This is a genomic window from Streptomyces sp. NPDC048270 (genome assembly GCF_040652335.1).
In the GTDB taxonomy this organism is placed as follows: domain Bacteria; phylum Actinomycetota; class Actinomycetes; order Streptomycetales; family Streptomycetaceae; genus Streptomyces.
In genome coordinates, this window is sequence record NZ_JBEZLV010000017.1 from 80,966 (window position 1) to 97,615 (window position 16,650).

The 16,650-nt window shown below is 73.9% G+C and carries 16 protein-coding genes; 9 read left to right on the forward strand and 7 right to left on the reverse strand.

Annotated features, from left to right (window positions below; genetic code table 11):
* Positions 1 to 26: 26 nt before the first annotated feature.
* Complete coding sequence (locus AB0D66_RS17285) at positions 27 to 659, reverse strand: flavin reductase family protein (protein ID WP_362303385.1); 633 nt, start codon at positions 657 to 659, stop codon at positions 27 to 29.
* 135 nt (positions 660 to 794) lie between these two features.
* Here AB0D66_RS17285 and AB0D66_RS17290 point away from each other — a divergent pair, with 135 nt between their 5' ends.
* The 4 genes from AB0D66_RS17290 to AB0D66_RS17305 all read left to right on the forward strand — a co-directional run bounded on the left by AB0D66_RS17290 (position 795) and on the right by AB0D66_RS17305 (position 4,407).
* A complete protein-coding gene (locus tag AB0D66_RS17290; RefSeq protein WP_362303389.1) occupies positions 795 to 1,721 on the forward strand; it encodes a hypothetical protein in 927 nt (308 codons plus the stop codon).
* A gap of 111 nt (positions 1,722 to 1,832) precedes the next feature.
* Complete coding sequence (locus AB0D66_RS17295) at positions 1,833 to 2,657, forward strand: hypothetical protein (RefSeq protein ID WP_362303392.1); 825 nt, start codon at positions 1,833 to 1,835, stop codon at positions 2,655 to 2,657.
* Between the two features lie 11 nt (positions 2,658 to 2,668).
* Entirely contained in the window at positions 2,669 to 3,418 is a 750-nt protein-coding gene (locus tag AB0D66_RS17300) for a hypothetical protein (protein ID WP_362303395.1), read from the forward strand.
* 170 nt (positions 3,419 to 3,588) lie between these two features.
* A complete protein-coding gene (locus AB0D66_RS17305) occupies positions 3,589 to 4,407 on the forward strand; it encodes a VOC family protein (protein ID WP_362303398.1) in 819 nt (272 codons plus the stop codon).
* A gap of 41 nt (positions 4,408 to 4,448) precedes the next feature.
* On the opposite strand, the gene AB0D66_RS17310 is transcribed toward AB0D66_RS17305, so the two are convergent.
* The 3 genes from AB0D66_RS17310 to AB0D66_RS17320 form a co-directional block, all read right to left on the reverse strand.
* On the reverse strand, positions 4,449 to 5,291 hold the full coding sequence (locus AB0D66_RS17310; RefSeq protein WP_362303401.1) for an enoyl-CoA hydratase-related protein: 843 nt from the start codon (positions 5,289 to 5,291) through the stop codon (positions 4,449 to 4,451).
* 579 nt (positions 5,292 to 5,870) lie between these two features.
* Complete coding sequence (locus AB0D66_RS17315; RefSeq protein WP_362303404.1) at positions 5,871 to 8,105, reverse strand: acetate--CoA ligase family protein; 2,235 nt, start codon at positions 8,103 to 8,105, stop codon at positions 5,871 to 5,873.
* A 183-nt stretch (positions 8,106 to 8,288) separates the two neighbouring features.
* Complete coding sequence (locus tag AB0D66_RS17320; protein ID WP_362303407.1) at positions 8,289 to 9,443, reverse strand: NAD(P)/FAD-dependent oxidoreductase; 1,155 nt, start codon at positions 9,441 to 9,443, stop codon at positions 8,289 to 8,291.
* Between the two features lie 263 nt (positions 9,444 to 9,706).
* Between AB0D66_RS17320 and AB0D66_RS17325 the strand changes: the two genes are divergently transcribed.
* Together AB0D66_RS17325 and AB0D66_RS17330 are read left to right on the forward strand one after the other, a co-directional pair.
* On the forward strand, positions 9,707 to 10,159 hold the full coding sequence (locus tag AB0D66_RS17325) for a DoxX family protein (RefSeq protein ID WP_362303409.1): 453 nt from the start codon (positions 9,707 to 9,709) through the stop codon (positions 10,157 to 10,159).
* Positions 10,156 to 10,575 carry a Zn-ribbon domain-containing OB-fold protein gene (locus AB0D66_RS17330; RefSeq protein ID WP_362303412.1) on the forward strand — a complete coding sequence of 140 codons (420 nt, stop codon included), beginning with the start codon at positions 10,156 to 10,158 and terminating at the stop codon, positions 10,573 to 10,575. The genes AB0D66_RS17325 and AB0D66_RS17330 overlap by 4 nt, the downstream gene beginning before the upstream one ends.
* A 282-nt stretch (positions 10,576 to 10,857) precedes the next feature.
* Here AB0D66_RS17330 and AB0D66_RS17335 read toward each other — a convergent pair whose 3' ends face one another.
* Both AB0D66_RS17335 and AB0D66_RS17340 read right to left on the reverse strand, forming a co-directional pair.
* On the reverse strand, positions 10,858 to 11,532 hold the full coding sequence (locus tag AB0D66_RS17335; RefSeq protein WP_362303415.1) for a pyridoxal 5'-phosphate synthase: 675 nt from the start codon (positions 11,530 to 11,532) through the stop codon (positions 10,858 to 10,860).
* A 50-nt stretch (positions 11,533 to 11,582) separates the two neighbouring features.
* Positions 11,583 to 12,779 carry an acetyl-CoA acetyltransferase gene (locus AB0D66_RS17340; RefSeq protein ID WP_362303418.1) on the reverse strand — a complete coding sequence of 399 codons (1,197 nt, stop codon included), beginning with the start codon at positions 12,777 to 12,779 and terminating at the stop codon, positions 11,583 to 11,585.
* Positions 12,780 to 12,925: 146 nt separating this feature from the next.
* Between AB0D66_RS17340 and AB0D66_RS17345 the strand changes: the two genes are divergently transcribed.
* Together AB0D66_RS17345 and AB0D66_RS17350 are read left to right on the forward strand one after the other, a co-directional pair.
* Positions 12,926 to 14,122 (forward strand): acyl-CoA dehydrogenase family protein, encoded by a 1,197-nt coding sequence (locus AB0D66_RS17345; RefSeq protein WP_362303421.1) that lies wholly within the window; start codon positions 12,926 to 12,928, stop codon positions 14,120 to 14,122.
* On the forward strand, positions 14,122 to 14,604 hold the full coding sequence (locus AB0D66_RS17350) for a nitroreductase family deazaflavin-dependent oxidoreductase (RefSeq protein WP_362303424.1): 483 nt from the start codon (positions 14,122 to 14,124) through the stop codon (positions 14,602 to 14,604). Before AB0D66_RS17345 ends, AB0D66_RS17350 begins: the two co-directional genes overlap by 1 nt.
* 120 nt (positions 14,605 to 14,724) lie before the next feature.
* Here AB0D66_RS17350 and AB0D66_RS17355 read toward each other — a convergent pair whose 3' ends face one another.
* Positions 14,725 to 15,372 carry a TetR family transcriptional regulator gene (locus tag AB0D66_RS17355; protein WP_362303427.1) on the reverse strand — a complete coding sequence of 216 codons (648 nt, stop codon included), beginning with the start codon at positions 15,370 to 15,372 and terminating at the stop codon, positions 14,725 to 14,727.
* Between the two features lie 422 nt (positions 15,373 to 15,794).
* Between AB0D66_RS17355 and AB0D66_RS17360 the strand changes: the two genes are divergently transcribed.
* Entirely contained in the window at positions 15,795 to 16,589 is a 795-nt protein-coding gene (locus tag AB0D66_RS17360; protein ID WP_362303430.1) for a VOC family protein, read from the forward strand.
* Positions 16,590 to 16,650 lie beyond the last annotated feature (61 nt).

The window sequence follows — 16,650 nt, forward strand, 5'->3', positions numbered from 1 at the left end:
CCCTGTCGCGCGCGGCGGCCTCCGGCTCAGTCCGCCAGCCGGCCGAAGCGGCCCTTGTGGAAGAGGAGCGGGCCGTCCTCGCCGGCCGCGCCCATGGCCACGACCCGCCCGACCACGATGAGGTGGTCGCCGCCGGTGTGGACGGCGTGGATCCGGCAGTCGATCCAGGCGGGCACGGCGTCGAGCTGGGGGGACCCGGTGACGGGAGCCGGGCTGTGGGCGACCCCGGCGAACTTGTCCGCGCCGCTGACGGCGAAGGACCGGCACAGCTCGCCCTGTTCGGCCCCGAGGATGTTCACGCAGAACACCCCGGCGCGGGCGATCCGCGGCCAGGTGGTCGAGGTGCGGGCCACCATGAAGGTGACCAGGGGCGGATCCAGGGACAGCGAGGCGAAGGACTGGCAGGCGAAGCCGGCCGGGCCCCGCTCGTCCTCGCCGGGCGGCGCGGTGATGACGGTGACCCCGCTGGCGAAGTTCCCGAGCACGGCCCGGAACTCGGCGGGGGAGACCGGCGCGCGCTCGTCCTCGCCGACGGCGCGCAGATCGGGACGCGGCAGGGCGTCGACGGGCTCGGGCCCCTGCTCCGGCGCGGCGGAGGTGGGGGAGCCGACTGACCTGAGGTATCGGACGACGGTGGCCGCCATCCCTGCGTGTCCCATCACACCTCCGATTGAACCTGACGGTTCGTCAGATGGGAAGGGAGGGGTGGATCCGGCATGGGATTGAACGTGTTCAAGAGCGGGTGTAGGGTCCGCCGGGAGAGTGTTGAACACGTTCAAGGCGGGGTGGGCGGCATGGCGCGGGCAGCGAGCACAACACACGCAACACACACGGCACGCACAGCACATGCGCCGCACGAGGACCCGCCGAACCGGTGGGCGGCCGCCCCGGGGGCGGAGGCGGTCCTCGCCGGTGAAGTGCTGGTCGGGCTGGCCGTGTGGATGGCCCTGCCGAGCGCCCCCGACCCGTACGGCCGGGACACGGGGATTCCCGGCGCGGGGGTCGTCTTCCTCCTGCCCCTCGTGTGCGTGTCGGGCGGGCTGCTGCTCATGGTCTGCGGCTACCTGCACGCCCTGGTCTTCACCCGCCCCGCCCTCGCGCTGGCGGACCGGACCGGGCGCCCGTGGGTCGCCGTGGTGTGGCTGCTCGCGGCGTCGGCGGTCGGCGCACTGCTGCCCTGGGCGGCGGGGGCCCCGTACGCCGCCTCCTGGTTCTGGATCACGGCGGCGGGGGCGCTTCCGACGGCGGTCGCGGGCCGGGCCCTGCGCACCGGCAGGACGCCGGCGTCCGTCGTGGCGTGGACGGGCCTGGCAACCGGCGTGGTCGCCTTCGCCGCGGCCGTGGCGGTGGCCGTCGCGGCCGGTCAGGGCACGCCGGCGGGCTACGAGCCGCCCGAGCTCGGGCGGACGGCGTACGTCGGCGGGTGGCGCGGCGCGGACGGCGGGACGGTCCGGCTCCGGGAGGACGGCACGGCGCAGCTCGACGGCGTGCCGGTGCACGTCTTCGGCGGCGGCACGGAGACGTGCACGGCCGCGGGGACCTGGGCGGAGCGGCCGGCCGGGACCGCACGGGCCGGACGGGCGGGAGTAGACGTGACCGTGCCCGACTGCGGCGGCTGGGACGAGGCCTGGGAGGTGGCCGGCAGTACCGGGCAACCCGAGCTGTTCCAGTTGTACGGGGACCCCGACGAGGGGCGCCTGTGGCTGCTGAGAAAAGCCTGAGGTGGTTCCGAACTGCCCTGTGACGAAGCAGACATGACCCTCCGTCATGCGCCCGGAGGTGCGTGTGTACAGTCGTCGCCAACGACAGCGACGTCGGGGGCTGGGGTGGGTATGGCGAATGGCTTTCGCAACCGGGCCGAGCGGATCGCACTGGGTGCGATGGCGACGGCGGGCGTCGGGGTGCTGCTCGCGGACCTCCTCGGATGGCTCGACAAGATGGCCCCCGGCGGCACGCTCCCGAAGATCACGCTGCTGATCCTGAGCACGGTCACCCTCTTCCTCCTCATGGAGTTCGACCGCCTGAAGGTGCTCGACACCATGAACGCGCAGGTCTCCCGGCTCGACATCGACGGCATCGAGGGCCAGCTGCGGCGCGAGCGCTACGACGGCGTGACCAGGGTGCACCCGAGGTTCCCCGAGGCGGCCTTCCTCGAACTGCTGAAGAACGCCCGGTGGGAGGTCTCCATCCTGCAGACCTGGATACCCAACCTCGAGCAGCTGAAGAGCGAGCTGACCAAGGCCGTCACCGAACGGCGGACCGAGGTGCGCATCCTGCTGCTGCACCCTTCCTCCCTGGTGGCGGACCTGCGCGACCGGGCGCTGCAGACCGGGGAGTCCGGCCGGGGCGTGGACGTCCGCGGGAGCCTGCAGATCCTCAAGTCCGTCCACGACGAGGTCCCGCCGCAGCTGCGGCACCGGCTCCAGGTGCGGGTCTACAACTCCCTGCCGTCGATCGCCGTCTACAAGGCGGACGACCGCTACCTGGTCAGCTCCTTCCTGCACGGCCGGCTCGCCATCCAGTCCACCCAGCTCGAGATCGACGGGTGCGAGACGGCGATGGGCCGGGAAGTCCAAGGAGAGCTGGACAAGTTGTGGGGCATCGGCCGCGAGGTCGACCTCCGCGACTGGCAGAGATCAATCGACACCATGAATTAGAGGTAACGGCCGTGGAAGAACTGGACCGGTTCGAGAACGAACTGATCGAGCGGTACGCGCAGCACCCGGTACTCGCCAACATCGCGACGCTCCCGGAAGAGGACTTCGCCGCCGTCCTCCTCCAGCGGCGCTTCCTCTCGCTCGCGTTCACCCCGGCCTACGACCTGGCGATCGACCTCCTGACGGACGAGGAGGGACTGCGGATCGCCCGGGTCATCCTGCGCGAGGAGTACCCGGACAGCCGCGGGATGCGGTCCCACCGCGAGGACATGACGGCGGACATGTACCGGCTCGGCGTCTCCCGCGAAGCCCTCGTCCACACCAGGCCGACCCGGGCGACCAAGCGGGCCATCGACGCCACCTTCGACCTGATCGCCGACGCCGGCACCCACGCGGACGCCGACCTGCGGGTGCTGACCATCCTCCGGTTCTGGGGCGAGATCCTGGTATCCGTCGAGTACGGGCGGCTGTGGGAGCGCATGGAAGCGCGGTTCGACCCGGACGGGGAGAACGTCTCGCGCTTCTACTACCCGCACCACCAGCACGACGCCAAGAACGAGTCGCTCGCGACCACCGACCTGCTGGCCACGACCCACTCCGACCGGCTGGCCACCCGGGTGCTGGCCCACCTCGGCAGCGGGGGCGCGGGCGCGGCCGACGCCTTCAGGGAGATGGAGGAGCGCTCCCTCCGGATCAAGGTGGACTTCTACGACCAGTTCCTGCCGGCCCTGGAACGGGTCGGGGCCCGGACCGGCGGCTGAAGCGGAGCGCCCGGGCCGGCGGCTGAAGCGGAGCGCGCGGGCCGGCCGTACGAATCCTGCCCCGGACGGGTGAATCCCGGCCCCGGGAGGGGGCCGTACGCCCGCCGGCGTGCGGGGGCTCGGCATCGTGGCCGGCGGACTCGTACTGCCGGAACCGTAGGAGGCACTTGATGCTCGGCACCGACTTCCGTACCGGATCACCCAACTGGATCGACCTCGGAAGCCCCGACACCGACGTGGCCGCCGCGTTCTACGGTGCCGTCCTCGGCTGGACCTTCGTCTCCGCCGGGCCGGAGGCGGGCGGGTACGGCTTCTGGCAGGTGGACGGGAAGACCGTCGCCGCGCTGGGCCCGCTCACCGAGGAGGGGGCCAGGTCCGCCTGGATGGTGCACTTCGCCACCCCCGACGCCCGGGCCACCGCCGAGGCGGTCCGGTCCGGCGGCGGGCAGGTGCGGATGGAGCCCATGGACGTCATGGGGGAGGGCTGGCTGGCGCAGTTCACCGACCCGCAGGGTGCGCAGTTCGCGAGCTGGCAGCCGGGCAGGACCCCCGGTCTGGGGCTGGCCTCCGTCGAGAACACCCTGGTGTGGGTGGAGCTCCACGTGCCCGACCCGCTCGCGGCCCTCGCCTTCTACCACGGGGTGTTCGGGTGGCGGCACCAGGAGATGTCCGGGCCGGGGATGACGTACCGGGTACTGAGCACCGCCGAGGGCGACCAGCAGCAGACCTCGTTCGGCGGGGTCGCGGAACAGGGCGGGGTCGCGGAACCGGGCGGGGAGGGGGACGGGGGCGGCGGGTCGGCGAGGGTGCCGCGCTGGGTGCCGTACTTCAACGTGGCCGACGTGGACGCCACCGTCGCCGCGGTCGAGGGGAACGGCGGCGCGGTGACGATGCCGGCGGTGGACGTGCCGGGCGTCGGCCGGATCGCGTGGGCCGCCGACCCGGCGGGAGCGGAGTTCGCCCTGCTGAAGCCCGACCCCCGGATGTAACGGGCGCCCGGATGTACCGGCCGGCGGAGGCCGGCCGGCGGTCAGCGGCCGGTGTACTTGGGCGTGCGGCGCTCCACGAAGCTCGCCACGCCCTCGTTCGCGTCGGCCGTCCCCATGTTGATCTCCTGGGCGGTGGCCTCGGCGGCCAGCGCGGCCGCCCGGTCCCCGTCCAGGGAGGCGTTGACCAGCTGCTTCGCCAGAGCGAGCGCCCGGGTGGGGCCCTGCGCGAGGCGTTCCGCCCACTCCCGGGCGGCGGCCTGCAGCTCCTGTGCCGGGACCACCTTGTTGACCAGGCCGAGGCGCTCGGCCTCGGCGGCGGGGACGGCGTCACCGAAGAAGATCAGCTCCTTGGCCTTCTGCGGGCCGATCAGGCGGGGCAGCAGGTACGCGCCCCCGCCGTCGGGGACCAGGCCGCGGCGGACGAACACCTCGATGAAACGGGCCTCTTCGGCGGCGATGACCAGGTCGCAGGCGAGGGCGAGATGGGCGCCGATGCCGGCGGCCGTGCCGTTGACGGCGGCGATCACCGGCTTCTCGCAGTCGAGGACCGCGGTGATCAGGCGCTGCGCGCCTAGGCGGATCATGCGGGCCACGTCTCCGGCGACGCGCTCGGCGGGGGGAGGGGGCGGGGCCGGGGTGTTGGGGGTGGCCGGTGTGCCGGCGGCGCGGAGGTCGGCGCCCGCGCAGAAGCCCTTGCCGGTGGCGGTGAGGACGACGGCCCGCACGTCGGGGTCGGCGGAGGCGTCGGAGAGCAGCGCGATGACGCGTTCGCGCTGGTCCCAGGTGAGGGCGTTCATGGCCTCCGGCCGGTTGAGGGTGATCCAGGAGACGTTGCCGGCGGTGCGGTGCAGGATCGTGTCCGGAGCGTCCGGAGCCTCGGTCATGGCGGTACTCCCGTTCGGGGGTGGGTGTGGATGGGGGGCGGGGGTGGGGGCGGGGTGGGGTGTCGGCCGGGACGGGCTTCGATGTCCGGCGCCCTGGGCCGGGTTGACGGCGGGGCCCTGTCCTGCGCCGGATTCATCTCGTTTTAGTCCCGGCCGACACCCCACCCCGCCCCCACCCCCTCACGCACGGCAGCAGACCAACCTTTCAGGGGCCGGCCCCGATCCCTGCGGGGCCAACCCCGGCCCCTGCCGGGGCTAAACCGGCCCTTGTGGGACCAACCCCGGCCCTTGTTGGGACAACCCCGGCCCTTGTGGGGCCGAACCCGGCCTCTGCGGGGGCCAACCCCGGCCCTTGCGGGGCCGAATCCGGCCTCTGCGGGGGCCAACCCCGGCCCTTGCGGGGCCGAATCCGGCCCCTGCCGGGGCCAACCCGGCCCCTGCCGGGGCCAACCCGGCCCCTGCCGGGATCAACCCAGCCCCGCCGGCGTTTGAGGCGCGGGGGTTCGGGGGCGGAGCCCCCGATGTGGAGGCGGGGTTCAGGGGCGGGGCCAGGTCCAGGATCGGTCGGCCAGCGCAGCGCTAGCGGCAGATGGCCAAGGCGTCCAGCGCGACCGCCCCCTGCCCCCTCGGGAGGACCATCAGCGGGTTGATGTCCAGCTCGGAGAGCTCGTCGCCCAGTTCCAGCGCCATCCGCTGGATCCGCAGGATGACCTCCACCAGGGCGTCGACATCGGCCGGGGGAGCCCCCCGTACCCCCTCCAGCAGGGCGTGCCCCCGCAGTTCGGTCAGCATCGCGCGGGCCTGGTTCTCCCCGAAGGGCGGCACGCGGACCGCCGCGTCGTCGAGGACCTCCACCAGGACCCCGCCCAGCCCCACCGTGACGGTGGGGCCGAACAGGTCGTCCTGGGTGACGCCGACGACCATCTCCACGCCGCGTTCCACCATCTGGCAGACCAGGATGCCGTCCAGCGGGACGTTCTCGTAGCGGGCTATGTCGGTGAGCTCGCGGTACGCGTCGCGGATCTGGCTCGCGGAGGTGAGCCCGATCTTGACCAGGCCCAGCTCCGTCTTGTGGCCCAGCTGGGGGCCCGAGGCCTTCATGACCACCGGGTAGCCGACCAGGCCCGCCGCGCGCACGGCGGCCGCCGCGCTCGTCACGAGCTGCTCGCGCGGCACCCGGATCCCGTACGCGCGCAGCAGCTGCTTCGCCGCGTGCTCGCTGAGCTGCTGCCCGGGCCGCATCAGGGCCTGCGCCTTGCGGTACGAGGGCGAGGGGGTGCGGGGGGCCTCGTCGAAGGGGGAGCGGTAGCCGGTGGTGAAGCGGTGGTGGCCGAGGTAGGCGCGGACGGCGGTGATGCAGTTGCCGAACGTGCGGAAGGTGGCCACGCGGGAGGAGCCCAGCAGCACCTGGCGGTAGGCGTCCTCCGTGCCGACCGGGGAGCCCCAGATCACGCAGATCAGCTTGTCGCTCTGCTCGGCCGCGTCCACCAGGTCCTGGGCGAGCCTGTCGCTCATGGGCGGGAAGGGCCCGGTGATCGGGCAGATCAGCACGCCCACCGAGGGGTCGGCGAGGATCGCGTCGATGATCTTGCGGCCGCGCCAGTCGCCGACCGGGTGGCCGCCGTTGTCGACGGGGTTGGCGACGTTCAGGTACTCCGGGATCCACTGGTGGAGCTCGTCCTGCTTGGCCCGGGAGAGGGTCGGGAGGCTGAGCCCGGCCTCGGTCGCCAGGTCGGAGAAGTGGGCTCCGGTGCCGCCGGAGATGGAGTACACGACGACGCCCTCGGCCTTCGGCCTGCGGGCCCGCGCGAGCAGGGCGGCCGTGTCCTGGAGCTCGTCCAGCCCGTCCACCCGGATCACGCCGAACTGGCGCATGGCGGCGTCCACGACGGTGTCGGCCCCGGTCAGCTTGCCGGTGTGGGACGCCGCCATCCGGGCGCCGGTCTCGGTGCGGCCGACCTTGACGGCGACGACCGGGACCCCGCGCCGCGCCGCCCGGTCGGCGGCGAGCAGGAAGGACCGGCCGTCCTTGAGGCCTTCCACGTAGCAGGCGATGGCCCCGACCTCGGGCTGCTCGGCGAAGTAGGAGATGAAGTCGGAGGTCTCCAGGTCCGCCTCGTTGCCGGTCGGCGCCCAGTGCGAGAGGCGGATGCCCAGCTCCTGGAGGGTGTAGACGGGCCGTCCCTGGTGGCCGGACTGGGTGATCAGCGCGATGGCCGGCCCGGTCAGGTCCTCGCGGAACTCCTCGAAGGCGTTGAGGTTCGTGTTGGGGCCCAGCAGGCGCAGGCCCGAGCGGCCGACGGCGGCCGCGAGCCGGGCCTGGGCGGCGGCGCCGGCGTCCCCGGTCTCGGCGAAGCCGGAGGCGAAGGCGACGGCGAACTTCACCTTGGTCTCGGCGAGTTCCTCGATGACGGGCAGCGGGTCGGCGACGAGGAGGACGGCGAGGTCCACCTGTTCCGGCAGGTCCGCGACCGAGGGCACGCACGGCAGCCCGAAGACGCTCTCGCGGGTCGGGTGCACCGGGTGGATGCGTGCGCCGACGCGCTGCGCCCAGGCGATCAGCTGGCGGGTGATGCCGGTGTTCGGTCTGCCCTCGGCGTCGGAGGCGCCGATGACGGCGACCGACTCGGGCCGGAAGAACCGGTCCAGGTCGGGGACGTCGGCGTGCAGGGGCCGTCCGCTGACGTCCAGGGCGGCCGTGTCCTCGGGGGACGGCGGCGCCGAGGAGTGGACGGCCGTTCTGGGGGACTCGCCGCAGGCCTCGACACGTGCGCGGAAGTCGGTGGTGAGGGTGCCGTGAGTAGATCCAAGCATCGTTCCGCCCGCTCCTGCTCGATGAACCTCGATGGAACTCGATAACTGACGTGTAGTCAGATTACTGAACTGACGTGCCGTCAGGAACAGGGCTGCGCAGGAAAGGTGGTGGAGGTGGTGTGTGGAACGGTGTCAGATCCCCTCGGGGGCGGTCCAGAGTGCGATTCCGGCCGGAACCGGGCCTCAGCACCGGGGGGCGCGCAGGTGCCGCTGCACCGCCCGGGCGATCTTCTCGGCGTCCCGGGCCATCTCGCGGAACATCCCGCTGATCGGGTTGGAGAAGCCGGTGAAGTACAGGCCGGGGGCCTGTGCGGGGGTGTGGGCGCCGTGCGTGCGGGGCCGCCCGCGCTCGTCGAGCACCCCGTCCAGCCCGCCCACCAGGCCCTCCAGGGCGCGGCGGTATCCGGTCGCCGCGACCACCGCGTCCGGGGTGATCCGCGAGCCGTCCGCGAGGACCACCTCCGGGCCCTCGAAGCCCTCGACGGCGGCCACCGGCTCCACCCGCCCGGCGCGGACCGCGTCGATCAGGCCGACGTCCTGGACCGGGATCGCCCCCTCCTTGACCCGGCTGTAGAGCCCCGTCGCGGGCCGCGGGAGCCCGTACGCCGACAGGTCGGGGACCGACGCCTTGGCGACGAGCGCGCCCAGCCGGTCCACGAGCCGCACGGGCAGCCGGCGTACGAGGATGCCCGTGCGCTGGGCCGGCCAGCCGGCCGTGGAGCGGCGCACGATGTGCGGGGCGGTGCGCACCGCGAGCCGCACCCGGGCGGCACCGCCCTCGGCGAGGTCGACGGCTATCTCGGCGCCGGTGTTGCCGGCGCCGACGACCAGGACGTCGAGGCCCGCGTACGGTGCGGGGTCGCGGTAGTCGGCGGCGTGCAGCAGCCGGCCGGGGTACGCGTCACGGCCGGGCCAGTCGGGGAGCCCGGGCGTGTGGTTGTAGCCGGTGGCGACGACCACGGCCGCGGCGGTGAGCACCCGCCCGCCGGTGGCGTGCAGCGTCCAGCCGCCGTTCCCGTCGCTCTCCAGGCGCGTGACCTCGACGCCGGTGACGATCTCCAGCTCGTGGAACTCGGCGTACTTCTCCAGGTACCGCACCACGTCGGCGCGCGCGACCCACCGGCCGAAGCGGCGCGGCATGGGCAGGCCGGGGAGCGCCGAGAGCCGGCGCGTGGTGTGCAGGCGAAGCCGGTCGTAGTGCCGCCGCCAGGACGCGCCGACGTCGTCCGACTTCTCGACGACCACGGCGCGGACCCCGCGGGCGCGCAGCGCCGCGGCCGCGGCGAGGCCGCCGGGACCGCCGCCGATGACGTACACGGGGCGGGGCTGGGTGGTCATGTCGGGTGGTGTGGGGACTCCTGGCATGAGGTGTGATCGTATCGCCACGCTGAGTTGATGGGTCTCGGTCAAGCGGGGAATCGATTGCGGATCGATCACGGACGCGGCGCGGAGCCCCGGCGGCGGGCCGGGCCCGGGCGGCCCCGGCGGGCGGGAAGCGGCGAGCCGGAGGCGGCCGGGGCCTTGCGTGATCGGCGCCCATCCGCTGAACTGACGTTCCGTCAGATCGTGCGTGTCGATCGCGAGAGGGGTGGGGGCTGCCGATGCAGACCGTCTGGCTCAGTGGGGCCGAATGGCTCGCCGTGCTCCGGATAGGCCTCGGCCTGTGGTGGCTGGAGAGCTGGCGGCACAAGGACAAGAAGGGCTGGTTCGAACGCGGCACCGGCATCGCCTGGGCCGCCGACGTCGCGGGCAAGCACCGCTGGACCTTCGTCAAGGGCGGCTTCGAGCTGGTCGTGAAGCCGCGCCCCAAGCTGATGGCGTACCTCGTCGTCTACGCGGAACTCGCCCTCGGACTGGGCCTCGTACTCGGCTTCCTCACCCCGATCGCGCTGGTGGGCGGGCTGCTGCTGAACCTGCTCTACCTGGTGCTGATGATCCACGACTGGGCCGAGCAGGGGCAGAACGCGATGATGGCGCTCATCTCGCTGGTCGCCCTGCTGGCCATGTCCTGGCAGACCTGGTCCCTCGACGCGGCGATCGGACTCTTCCTGTGAACGACGTGCGGTACGACCTCCCCGAGGCGGACGAGTTCACCCGCCCCTACTGGGACGCGGCGGCCGAGGGCCGGCTCCTGCTGCGCCGCTGCGCGCGGTGCGGGCGGGCGCACCACTACCCGCGGGAGTTCTGCCCGTTCTGCTGGGCCGGTGAGGACCGGGTGACGTGGGAGGCGGCGAGCGGCCGCGCCACGCTCTACACATGGTCTGTGGTCCACCGCAACGACCTCCCGCCGTTCGGGACGCGCGTCCCCTACACGGCGGCGGTGGTCGACCTGGCGGAGGGGCCGCGCATGATGACGGAGGTCATCGGCTGCGCCCCCGCGGACCTGCGCATCGCCATGCCCCTCGCGGTCGCCTTCCGCGAGGCGGCGGAGGGCCTGCGGATCCCGGTCTTCACACCGGCCCGGGGCTGAGGCAGGGCCTCGACGGCACCCCGCCGCACGACACGACACGGGCTCCCGCCCCTCGGCCCGAGACCCCGGCCGGACCGCCCGCCGCGGGGGCCGACTCGCGGGGTCTGCCGCGGCCGCCGGGTCTGCCGCAGCGCCCGGCCTGCCGCAGCCTGCGGCCCGCCGCCGCGGCCCGGCCTGCCGCAGCGCCGGGTCTGCCGCAGCGGCCCGGCCTGCCGCGGCGCCCGGTCTGCCGCGGCGTCCGGTCTGCCGCAGCGGCCCGGCCCGCCGCGGCGCCCGGTCGCCTCAGGGCCAGAGGAGCTCGCGGGTCCATCCGCCGGCCGGGTCGCGCCGGTAGCGCAGCCGTACGTGCCTGCGCGCGGCGTCGCCCTGGAAGAACTCGACCTCGTCCGCGGCCAGCACGTACCGCGTCCAGGTCGGCGCCGGGGCGTCCGGCTCGGCCCCGGCCCGCTCCCAGGCCGCCGCGGACGCCCGTACGAGCTCCTCGCGCGAGCCGAGCACCTCACTCTGGCGGCCCGTCAGCGCGGCGGCGAGCGCCCCGCGCGAGCGGACCGCCAGGTCCGCCCGGCTCTCCCGCGGCCCACAGGCGCCGACCCGGCCCCGCACGCGCACCTGGCGCCCCACGGAGGGCCAGTAGAACCCGAGCGCGGCCGCCGGCTGCCCGGCCAGCTGCACCCCCTTGGTGCTGGTGGCGTGCGAGGCGAAGTGCCAGCCGCGCTCGTCGGCGTCGTGCAGCATCAGCGTCCGCACGTCGGGCCGCCCCTCGGCGTCCACGGTCGCCAGGCTCATGGTGTGCGGCTCCGGCTGCCCCGCCCCCACGGCCTGCACGAACCACTCCCGGAACAGCCCCACCGGCTCGTCCGGCGCCTCCCCGGCCTCGAAGCCGGGGAGCGGGACGTCCCACACGCGCAGGGAGTGCAGGGCCTCGCGGAACTCGTCACTGCTGATGTCACGGCTCATGGCGCCCATGGAACACCACGGGCCCGCGCGGGCGCCCGGCCGGCGGGGGATCAGTCCCGGCCCAGGATCACCGTCCCCGACGAGCAGAACCAGCCGCCCGTGCCCGAGGCCAGGGCCACCTGGGGCAGGCGGCCGCCCGCCTTGGCGACCTGGCCCGGGCCGCACTCGCCGCGCAGCTGGCGGACCGCCTCGACCAGGAGGAACAGGCCGCGCATCCCCGGGTGGCAGGCCGACAGGCCGCCGCCGTCCGTGTTGACCGGGAGTTCGCCGTCGCGCAGCAGCCGGCCCTTCTCGACGAACGCGCCGCCCTCGCCCTTCGCGCAGAAGCCGAGGTCCTCCAGGGTCACCAGGGTCATGTAGGTGAAGGCGTCGTAGATCTCGGCCAGGTCCACGTCCGCCGGGGTCAGGCCCGCCCGCGCGAACGCGATGCGGCCCGAGGCCGCCGCCGGGGAGACCGTGAAGTCCTCCCACTCGGACATCGTGGTGTGGGAGACGGACGTGCCGGAGCCCAGGATCCACACCGGGGCCTTGGCCGTGTCCGGTACGTAGTCCTCCGCGGCGAGCAGCACCGCGCAGCCGCCGTCCGAGCGGATGCAGCAGTGCAGCTTCGTGAAGGGGTCCGCGATCATCTCGCCCGACAGGACGTCGTCCACCGTGATCGGGTCGCGGAACATCGCGTCCGGGTTCGTCGCCGCGTTCGCCCGCGCCTGCACGGCCACCGAGGCGAGCTGCTCCAGCGTCGTCCCGTACTCGTGCATGTGGCGGCGGGCGGCCATCGCGTACTTGGAGATCAGCGTGTGGCCGTAGGGGACCTCGAACTGCAGCGGCCCCCGCGCCCCGAAGGAGAGGTTCGAGGTGCGCCGCCGGGCCTTGATGTCGGCGCGGGCCGTGGAGCCGTAGACCAGCAGGACGGCGTTGGCGTGCCCGGCCGCGATCGCGTCCGCCGCGTGGGCCGCCATGACCTCCCAGGTCGAGCCGCCCACCGAGGTGGAGTCGACCCAGGTGGGGCGCAACCCCAGGTACTCGGCCACCTCGACCGGCGCGAGGGTGCCGAGGCCGGCCGAGGCGAAGCCGTCGATGACGGACCGGTCGAGGCCGGAGTCGGCCAGCGCCCGCCGGGCGGCCTGCGCGTGCAGTGCGTACGGGGTGGGGCCGTCGACCCGGCCGCAGTCGGAGAGCGCGACGCCGACCGCCGCGACCCTCCGGCGGGGGCGTGCGGGGACGGGTCCGGGTGTGAGTCCAGGCATGGGAGGACGGTACAACTGACGGTGTGTCAGTTTCTAGCCCCCGTGCGCCCGCCCCCTGGGCATCTGCGTCCGCCCGGCCTAACATGACGCCCCGTCAGATACTCCCCCAGCTACCGCTGGGAGGCGCCCCCAGGAGGAGCCCGACGATGGATGCCGCCTTCACCGCGGAGCAGGAAGAGATACGCCGTACCCTGCGCGAGATCCTGGGCAAACGCTGCGGCCCCGACGAGGTCAAGGCCGCCGTCCGCACCACCGCCGGACACGACCGCGAGCTGTGGCAGCAGCTCGCCGAGCGGCTGGGGCTGCCCGGCCTCGCCGTCGCCGAGGAGTACGGGGGCGTCGGCTGCGCCCCCGCCGACCTGGCGCTGGCCTGCGAGGAGACCGGGCGGGCGCTCCTGCCCTCGCCGCTGCTCGCCACGGCCGCGCTCTGCGTGCCGCTGATCACCGCCCTCGGCACCGACGCCCAGCGCTCCGAGCTGCTCCCGCCGCTGGCCGCCGGCGGGCTGACCGCCGCCCTCGCCGTTCCCGGCCCGGCCCTGGCCACCGCCCTCGCGCTGACCGGCGACAACACCGCCGGCCCGTGGTCCGGCGGCGGCCGCGCGGGCGGGGTGCAGGCCCGCGCCGCCGAGGCGGAGGGCGGCTGGCGGCTGTACGGAGAGGCCGCCCAGGTGCTCGACGGGCACAGCGCCCCGCTGCTGCTGGTCGCCGCGCACACCGGCGGCTTCGCCCGCAGCCGCACGCTCCTGTTCCTCGTACGGCAGGACGCGCCCGGCCTCGTCCGGTCGCGGCAGACCACCCTGGACGAGACCCGCCCCCAGGCCCGGGTCCAACTGCGGGACGTGCCGGCTGAGTTGCTGGGCGAGGAGGACGCCGACGTCCTCGGGGCCCTGGCCGCCACCGGCCGCACCGCGGCCTGCGTCCTCGCCGCCGAGGCGGTCGGCGCGGCCGGCCAGGCCCTCGCCCGCACCGTGGAGTACGTGCGCCAGCGCGAGCAGTTCGGCCGGGCGATCGGCTCCTTCCAGGCGGTCAAACACCGCCTCGCCGACCTGTACGTGCAGGTGGAGGCGGCTCGCTCGGCGGCCTACTACGCCGCCTGGGACCCGCGGCAGGGCGCCCTCGCCCTCGCCCAGGCCCTGGAGGCCCTGCGGATGACCGCGGGCGAGGCGATCCAGCTGCACGGCGGCATCGGCTTCACCTGGGAGCACGACGCGCACCTCTACTTCAAGCGGGCGGCGGCCGACGAGCTGCTGTTCGGCCCGGTCCACCGGCTGCGGGCGTACGCCGCCGACCGCGCGGGCCTGTTCACCACCCCGTCCGCCACACCAGAGAAGGTGGCCGTCTGATGGCTCGCGTGGCACCCGGCGTCAAGCTGATGCAGAAGGTCTCCTCGACCATGCTGTTCGCCAAGATCGCACCGCACTTCATCCCCGCCATGGACAAGGCGGTCCACAAGCTCACCCGCGGCAGGGTCATCCTCAGCGCCCAGATGCTGCCGGGGGTGATCCTCACCGCCAAGGGCGCCAAGACCGGAGAGCCGCGCACCACCCCGCTCGCCTGCATGCCGGAGGAGGACGGGGTGAGCTGGCTGCTGATCGGCTCGAACTTCGGCCGCCCCGGGCACCCGGCATGGACCGGGAACCTGCTCAAGCACCCCGAGGCGTCCGTGAGTTGGAAGGGCCGGGACATCGCGGTGCGGGCCAGGCTGCTGGCGGGGGAGGAGCGTGCGGCGGCGTGGGGGGCGGCGCTGCGGTTCTGGCCGCCGTACGCGACGTACCAGGCGCGCATCGAGCGCGAGATCCGGCTGTTCCGCCTGGAGCGTCGCTGATCACAGGCGTACGGATCGCAGGCGTACGGATCACAGGCGTACGGATCGCAGGCGTACGGGCCGCAGCCGCACGGACGCGCGGCCGGTGCCGGGGCGGCGGACCCTCTCCAGGGCCCGCCGTCACTTGGTCGGCTTCTTGCCCGTGATGCCGAGGTGGACGAGCAGCGCCAGGTTCGGCTTCAGCTCGGCCTGCTTGACGCCCCAGGTCTGGAACCCCTTCTGGTGCGAGGCGACCGCGGCCAGCATCGCGACCAGCGAGCCGGCCATCGCCGCGGGGCTGACGTCCTTGTCGACCTTGCCCTTGGCCTGGAGCTCCTTCATCGACTCCGTCAGGGAGTTGGTGACGGAGTTCAGGATCTTCATGCGGATCTTGTAGAACCGCTTGTCCCCCTCGGCCGCGCCGAGGTCGACGACCCGCAGGATCGCGTCGTTGCGCCGCCAGAAGTCCAGGAAGCCCTCGACGAGTTCCTCGGCGGCGGCCCATCCGGACTTGCCGACCCAGGTGCGGCCCTCGACGAGCTGCGTCAACTGCGCGCCCTCGGTGGCCATTTCCTCGGCGATCTCCAGGACGGCGCCCTCGACGTCCGGGAAGTACTGGTAGAAGGTCGCGGGGGAGGTACCGGCCTTGCGCGCGACGTCGATCACCTTGACGTCGCGGTACGGCGAGGAGCTGAGCATCTCGCTGAGGCAGTCGAGCAGCTTCTGCCGCGTCGCCTGGCCGCGCCGGCCGGCGACACGCCCGTCGACGGTGCGTACTTGTCCTGTCATGCCGTCAGCTTACCGAGGGGTGATCGGCGCGCTATTCGGCCGCCTGCAAATGGGGTTACGGGGCGCCTGGCCTGGTCGGAAGCCGGTCCCGCGCGGCCGCGGCAGCGGAATCCGGCCGGAGGTCCGCCACCGCCCGGGCGGACGCGGGGCGGACGGGCGGCGGACGGGCGGCGGACGCGGGTGCGGGGCCGATCCGCTGCGGCGGCGGACGCGCGGCGACGCCGGTGCGGGGCCCGTCCGCGGTGGATTGCGGCCCCGGTGCCCCCCTTCCGGGCGGGGCGCCCGCTTTCTCGGCGTTTCCCCCGAATAGTCTTATCAACAGGCTGTGGACAAGTTTTCGGGCGGACCATGGCTGGGAGAGGTGGGACGCGTGGGAGAGGTGGGACGGTACACATCCCCGCACAACGGAAGGAACCGGGCTCATGGCCGCATTCGCGGAAGGCGCACCCTGCTGGGTGGACGCCTCACTGCCGGACGTCGAGGCGGGCAAGCGCTTCTACGGTGAGCTCTTCGGGTGGACCTTCGGGGACAGCGCGGGCGCCGAGTACGGCCACTACACCCAGGCCTACAGCCGCGGCCGCAACGTCGCCGCCCTCGCCCCCAAGCCGGACGGCCGGATGCCCACCGTCTGGGGGATCTACCTCTACACCACCGACGCCTACGCCTGCGCCCAGCGCATCCGCGCCGCCGGCGGCCAGATGGTGATGGACCCGATGCCGGTCGGCCCGTACGGGACCGCCGCGATGGCCGCCGACCCCGGCGGGGCCGTCTTCGGCCTCTGGCAGCCCGGCACCCACCACGGCTTCGACGCGCAGCAGGAGCCCTACACATACTGCTGGACCGAGGTGTACACACGGGCCCGCGACGCCGTGGACGCCTTCTACGCCAAGGTCTTCGGCTACGTCCCGCAGGACCAGGACGACGCGGGCGTCGAGTACCGCGTGTGGTCCCCGCCCGGCGCCGCGCCCGGCACGGGCACCGCCGTCATGGGCCGCAGCCTGATCACCGACGCCTTCCCGGAGATCATGCCGGCGCACTTCCTCGCCTACTTCGCCGTACCCGACTGCGACCAGTCCGTGGCCGTGGTGCAGCGGCTCGGCGGCCGGGTCACCGCCGACCCCTTCGACACCCCGTACGGCAGGATCGCGGTCGTCGCCGACAATCAGGGGGCGGTCTTCGGGCTGCTGTCGGAACCCCGGACCAAGCCGGAGGCCTGAGGCCCGGGGGCCCGGGCCCGGCGGCCCGGCGTTCCACGATCCAAGACCCGCGGCGGCCCTC

Excerpts from the sequence above, each read along its gene's own strand:
- AB0D66_RS17285 (WP_362303385.1), bottom strand. The coding sequence starts at position 659 with ATGGGACACGCAGGGATGGCGGCCACCGTCGTCCGATACCTCAGGTCA.
- AB0D66_RS17290 (WP_362303389.1), top strand. The coding sequence starts at position 795 with ATGGCGCGGGCAGCGAGCACAACACACGCAACACACACGGCACGCACA.
- AB0D66_RS17295 (WP_362303392.1), top strand. The coding sequence starts at position 1,833 with ATGGCGAATGGCTTTCGCAACCGGGCCGAGCGGATCGCACTGGGTGCG.
- AB0D66_RS17305 (WP_362303398.1), top strand. The coding sequence starts at position 3,589 with ATGCTCGGCACCGACTTCCGTACCGGATCACCCAACTGGATCGACCTC.
- AB0D66_RS17310 (WP_362303401.1), bottom strand. The coding sequence starts at position 5,291 with ATGACCGAGGCTCCGGACGCTCCGGACACGATCCTGCACCGCACCGCC.
- AB0D66_RS17315 (WP_362303404.1), bottom strand. The coding sequence starts at position 8,105 with ATGCTTGGATCTACTCACGGCACCCTCACCACCGACTTCCGCGCACGT.
- AB0D66_RS17320 (WP_362303407.1), bottom strand. The coding sequence starts at position 9,443 with ATGACCACCCAGCCCCGCCCCGTGTACGTCATCGGCGGCGGTCCCGGC.
- AB0D66_RS17325 (WP_362303409.1), top strand. The coding sequence starts at position 9,707 with ATGCAGACCGTCTGGCTCAGTGGGGCCGAATGGCTCGCCGTGCTCCGG.
- AB0D66_RS17335 (WP_362303415.1), bottom strand. The coding sequence starts at position 11,532 with ATGAGCCGTGACATCAGCAGTGACGAGTTCCGCGAGGCCCTGCACTCC.
- AB0D66_RS17340 (WP_362303418.1), bottom strand. The coding sequence starts at position 12,779 with ATGCCTGGACTCACACCCGGACCCGTCCCCGCACGCCCCCGCCGGAGG.
- AB0D66_RS17345 (WP_362303421.1), top strand. The coding sequence starts at position 12,926 with ATGGATGCCGCCTTCACCGCGGAGCAGGAAGAGATACGCCGTACCCTG.
- AB0D66_RS17350 (WP_362303424.1), top strand. The coding sequence starts at position 14,122 with ATGGCTCGCGTGGCACCCGGCGTCAAGCTGATGCAGAAGGTCTCCTCG.
- AB0D66_RS17355 (WP_362303427.1), bottom strand. The coding sequence starts at position 15,372 with ATGACAGGACAAGTACGCACCGTCGACGGGCGTGTCGCCGGCCGGCGC.
- AB0D66_RS17360 (WP_362303430.1), top strand. The coding sequence starts at position 15,795 with ATGGCCGCATTCGCGGAAGGCGCACCCTGCTGGGTGGACGCCTCACTG.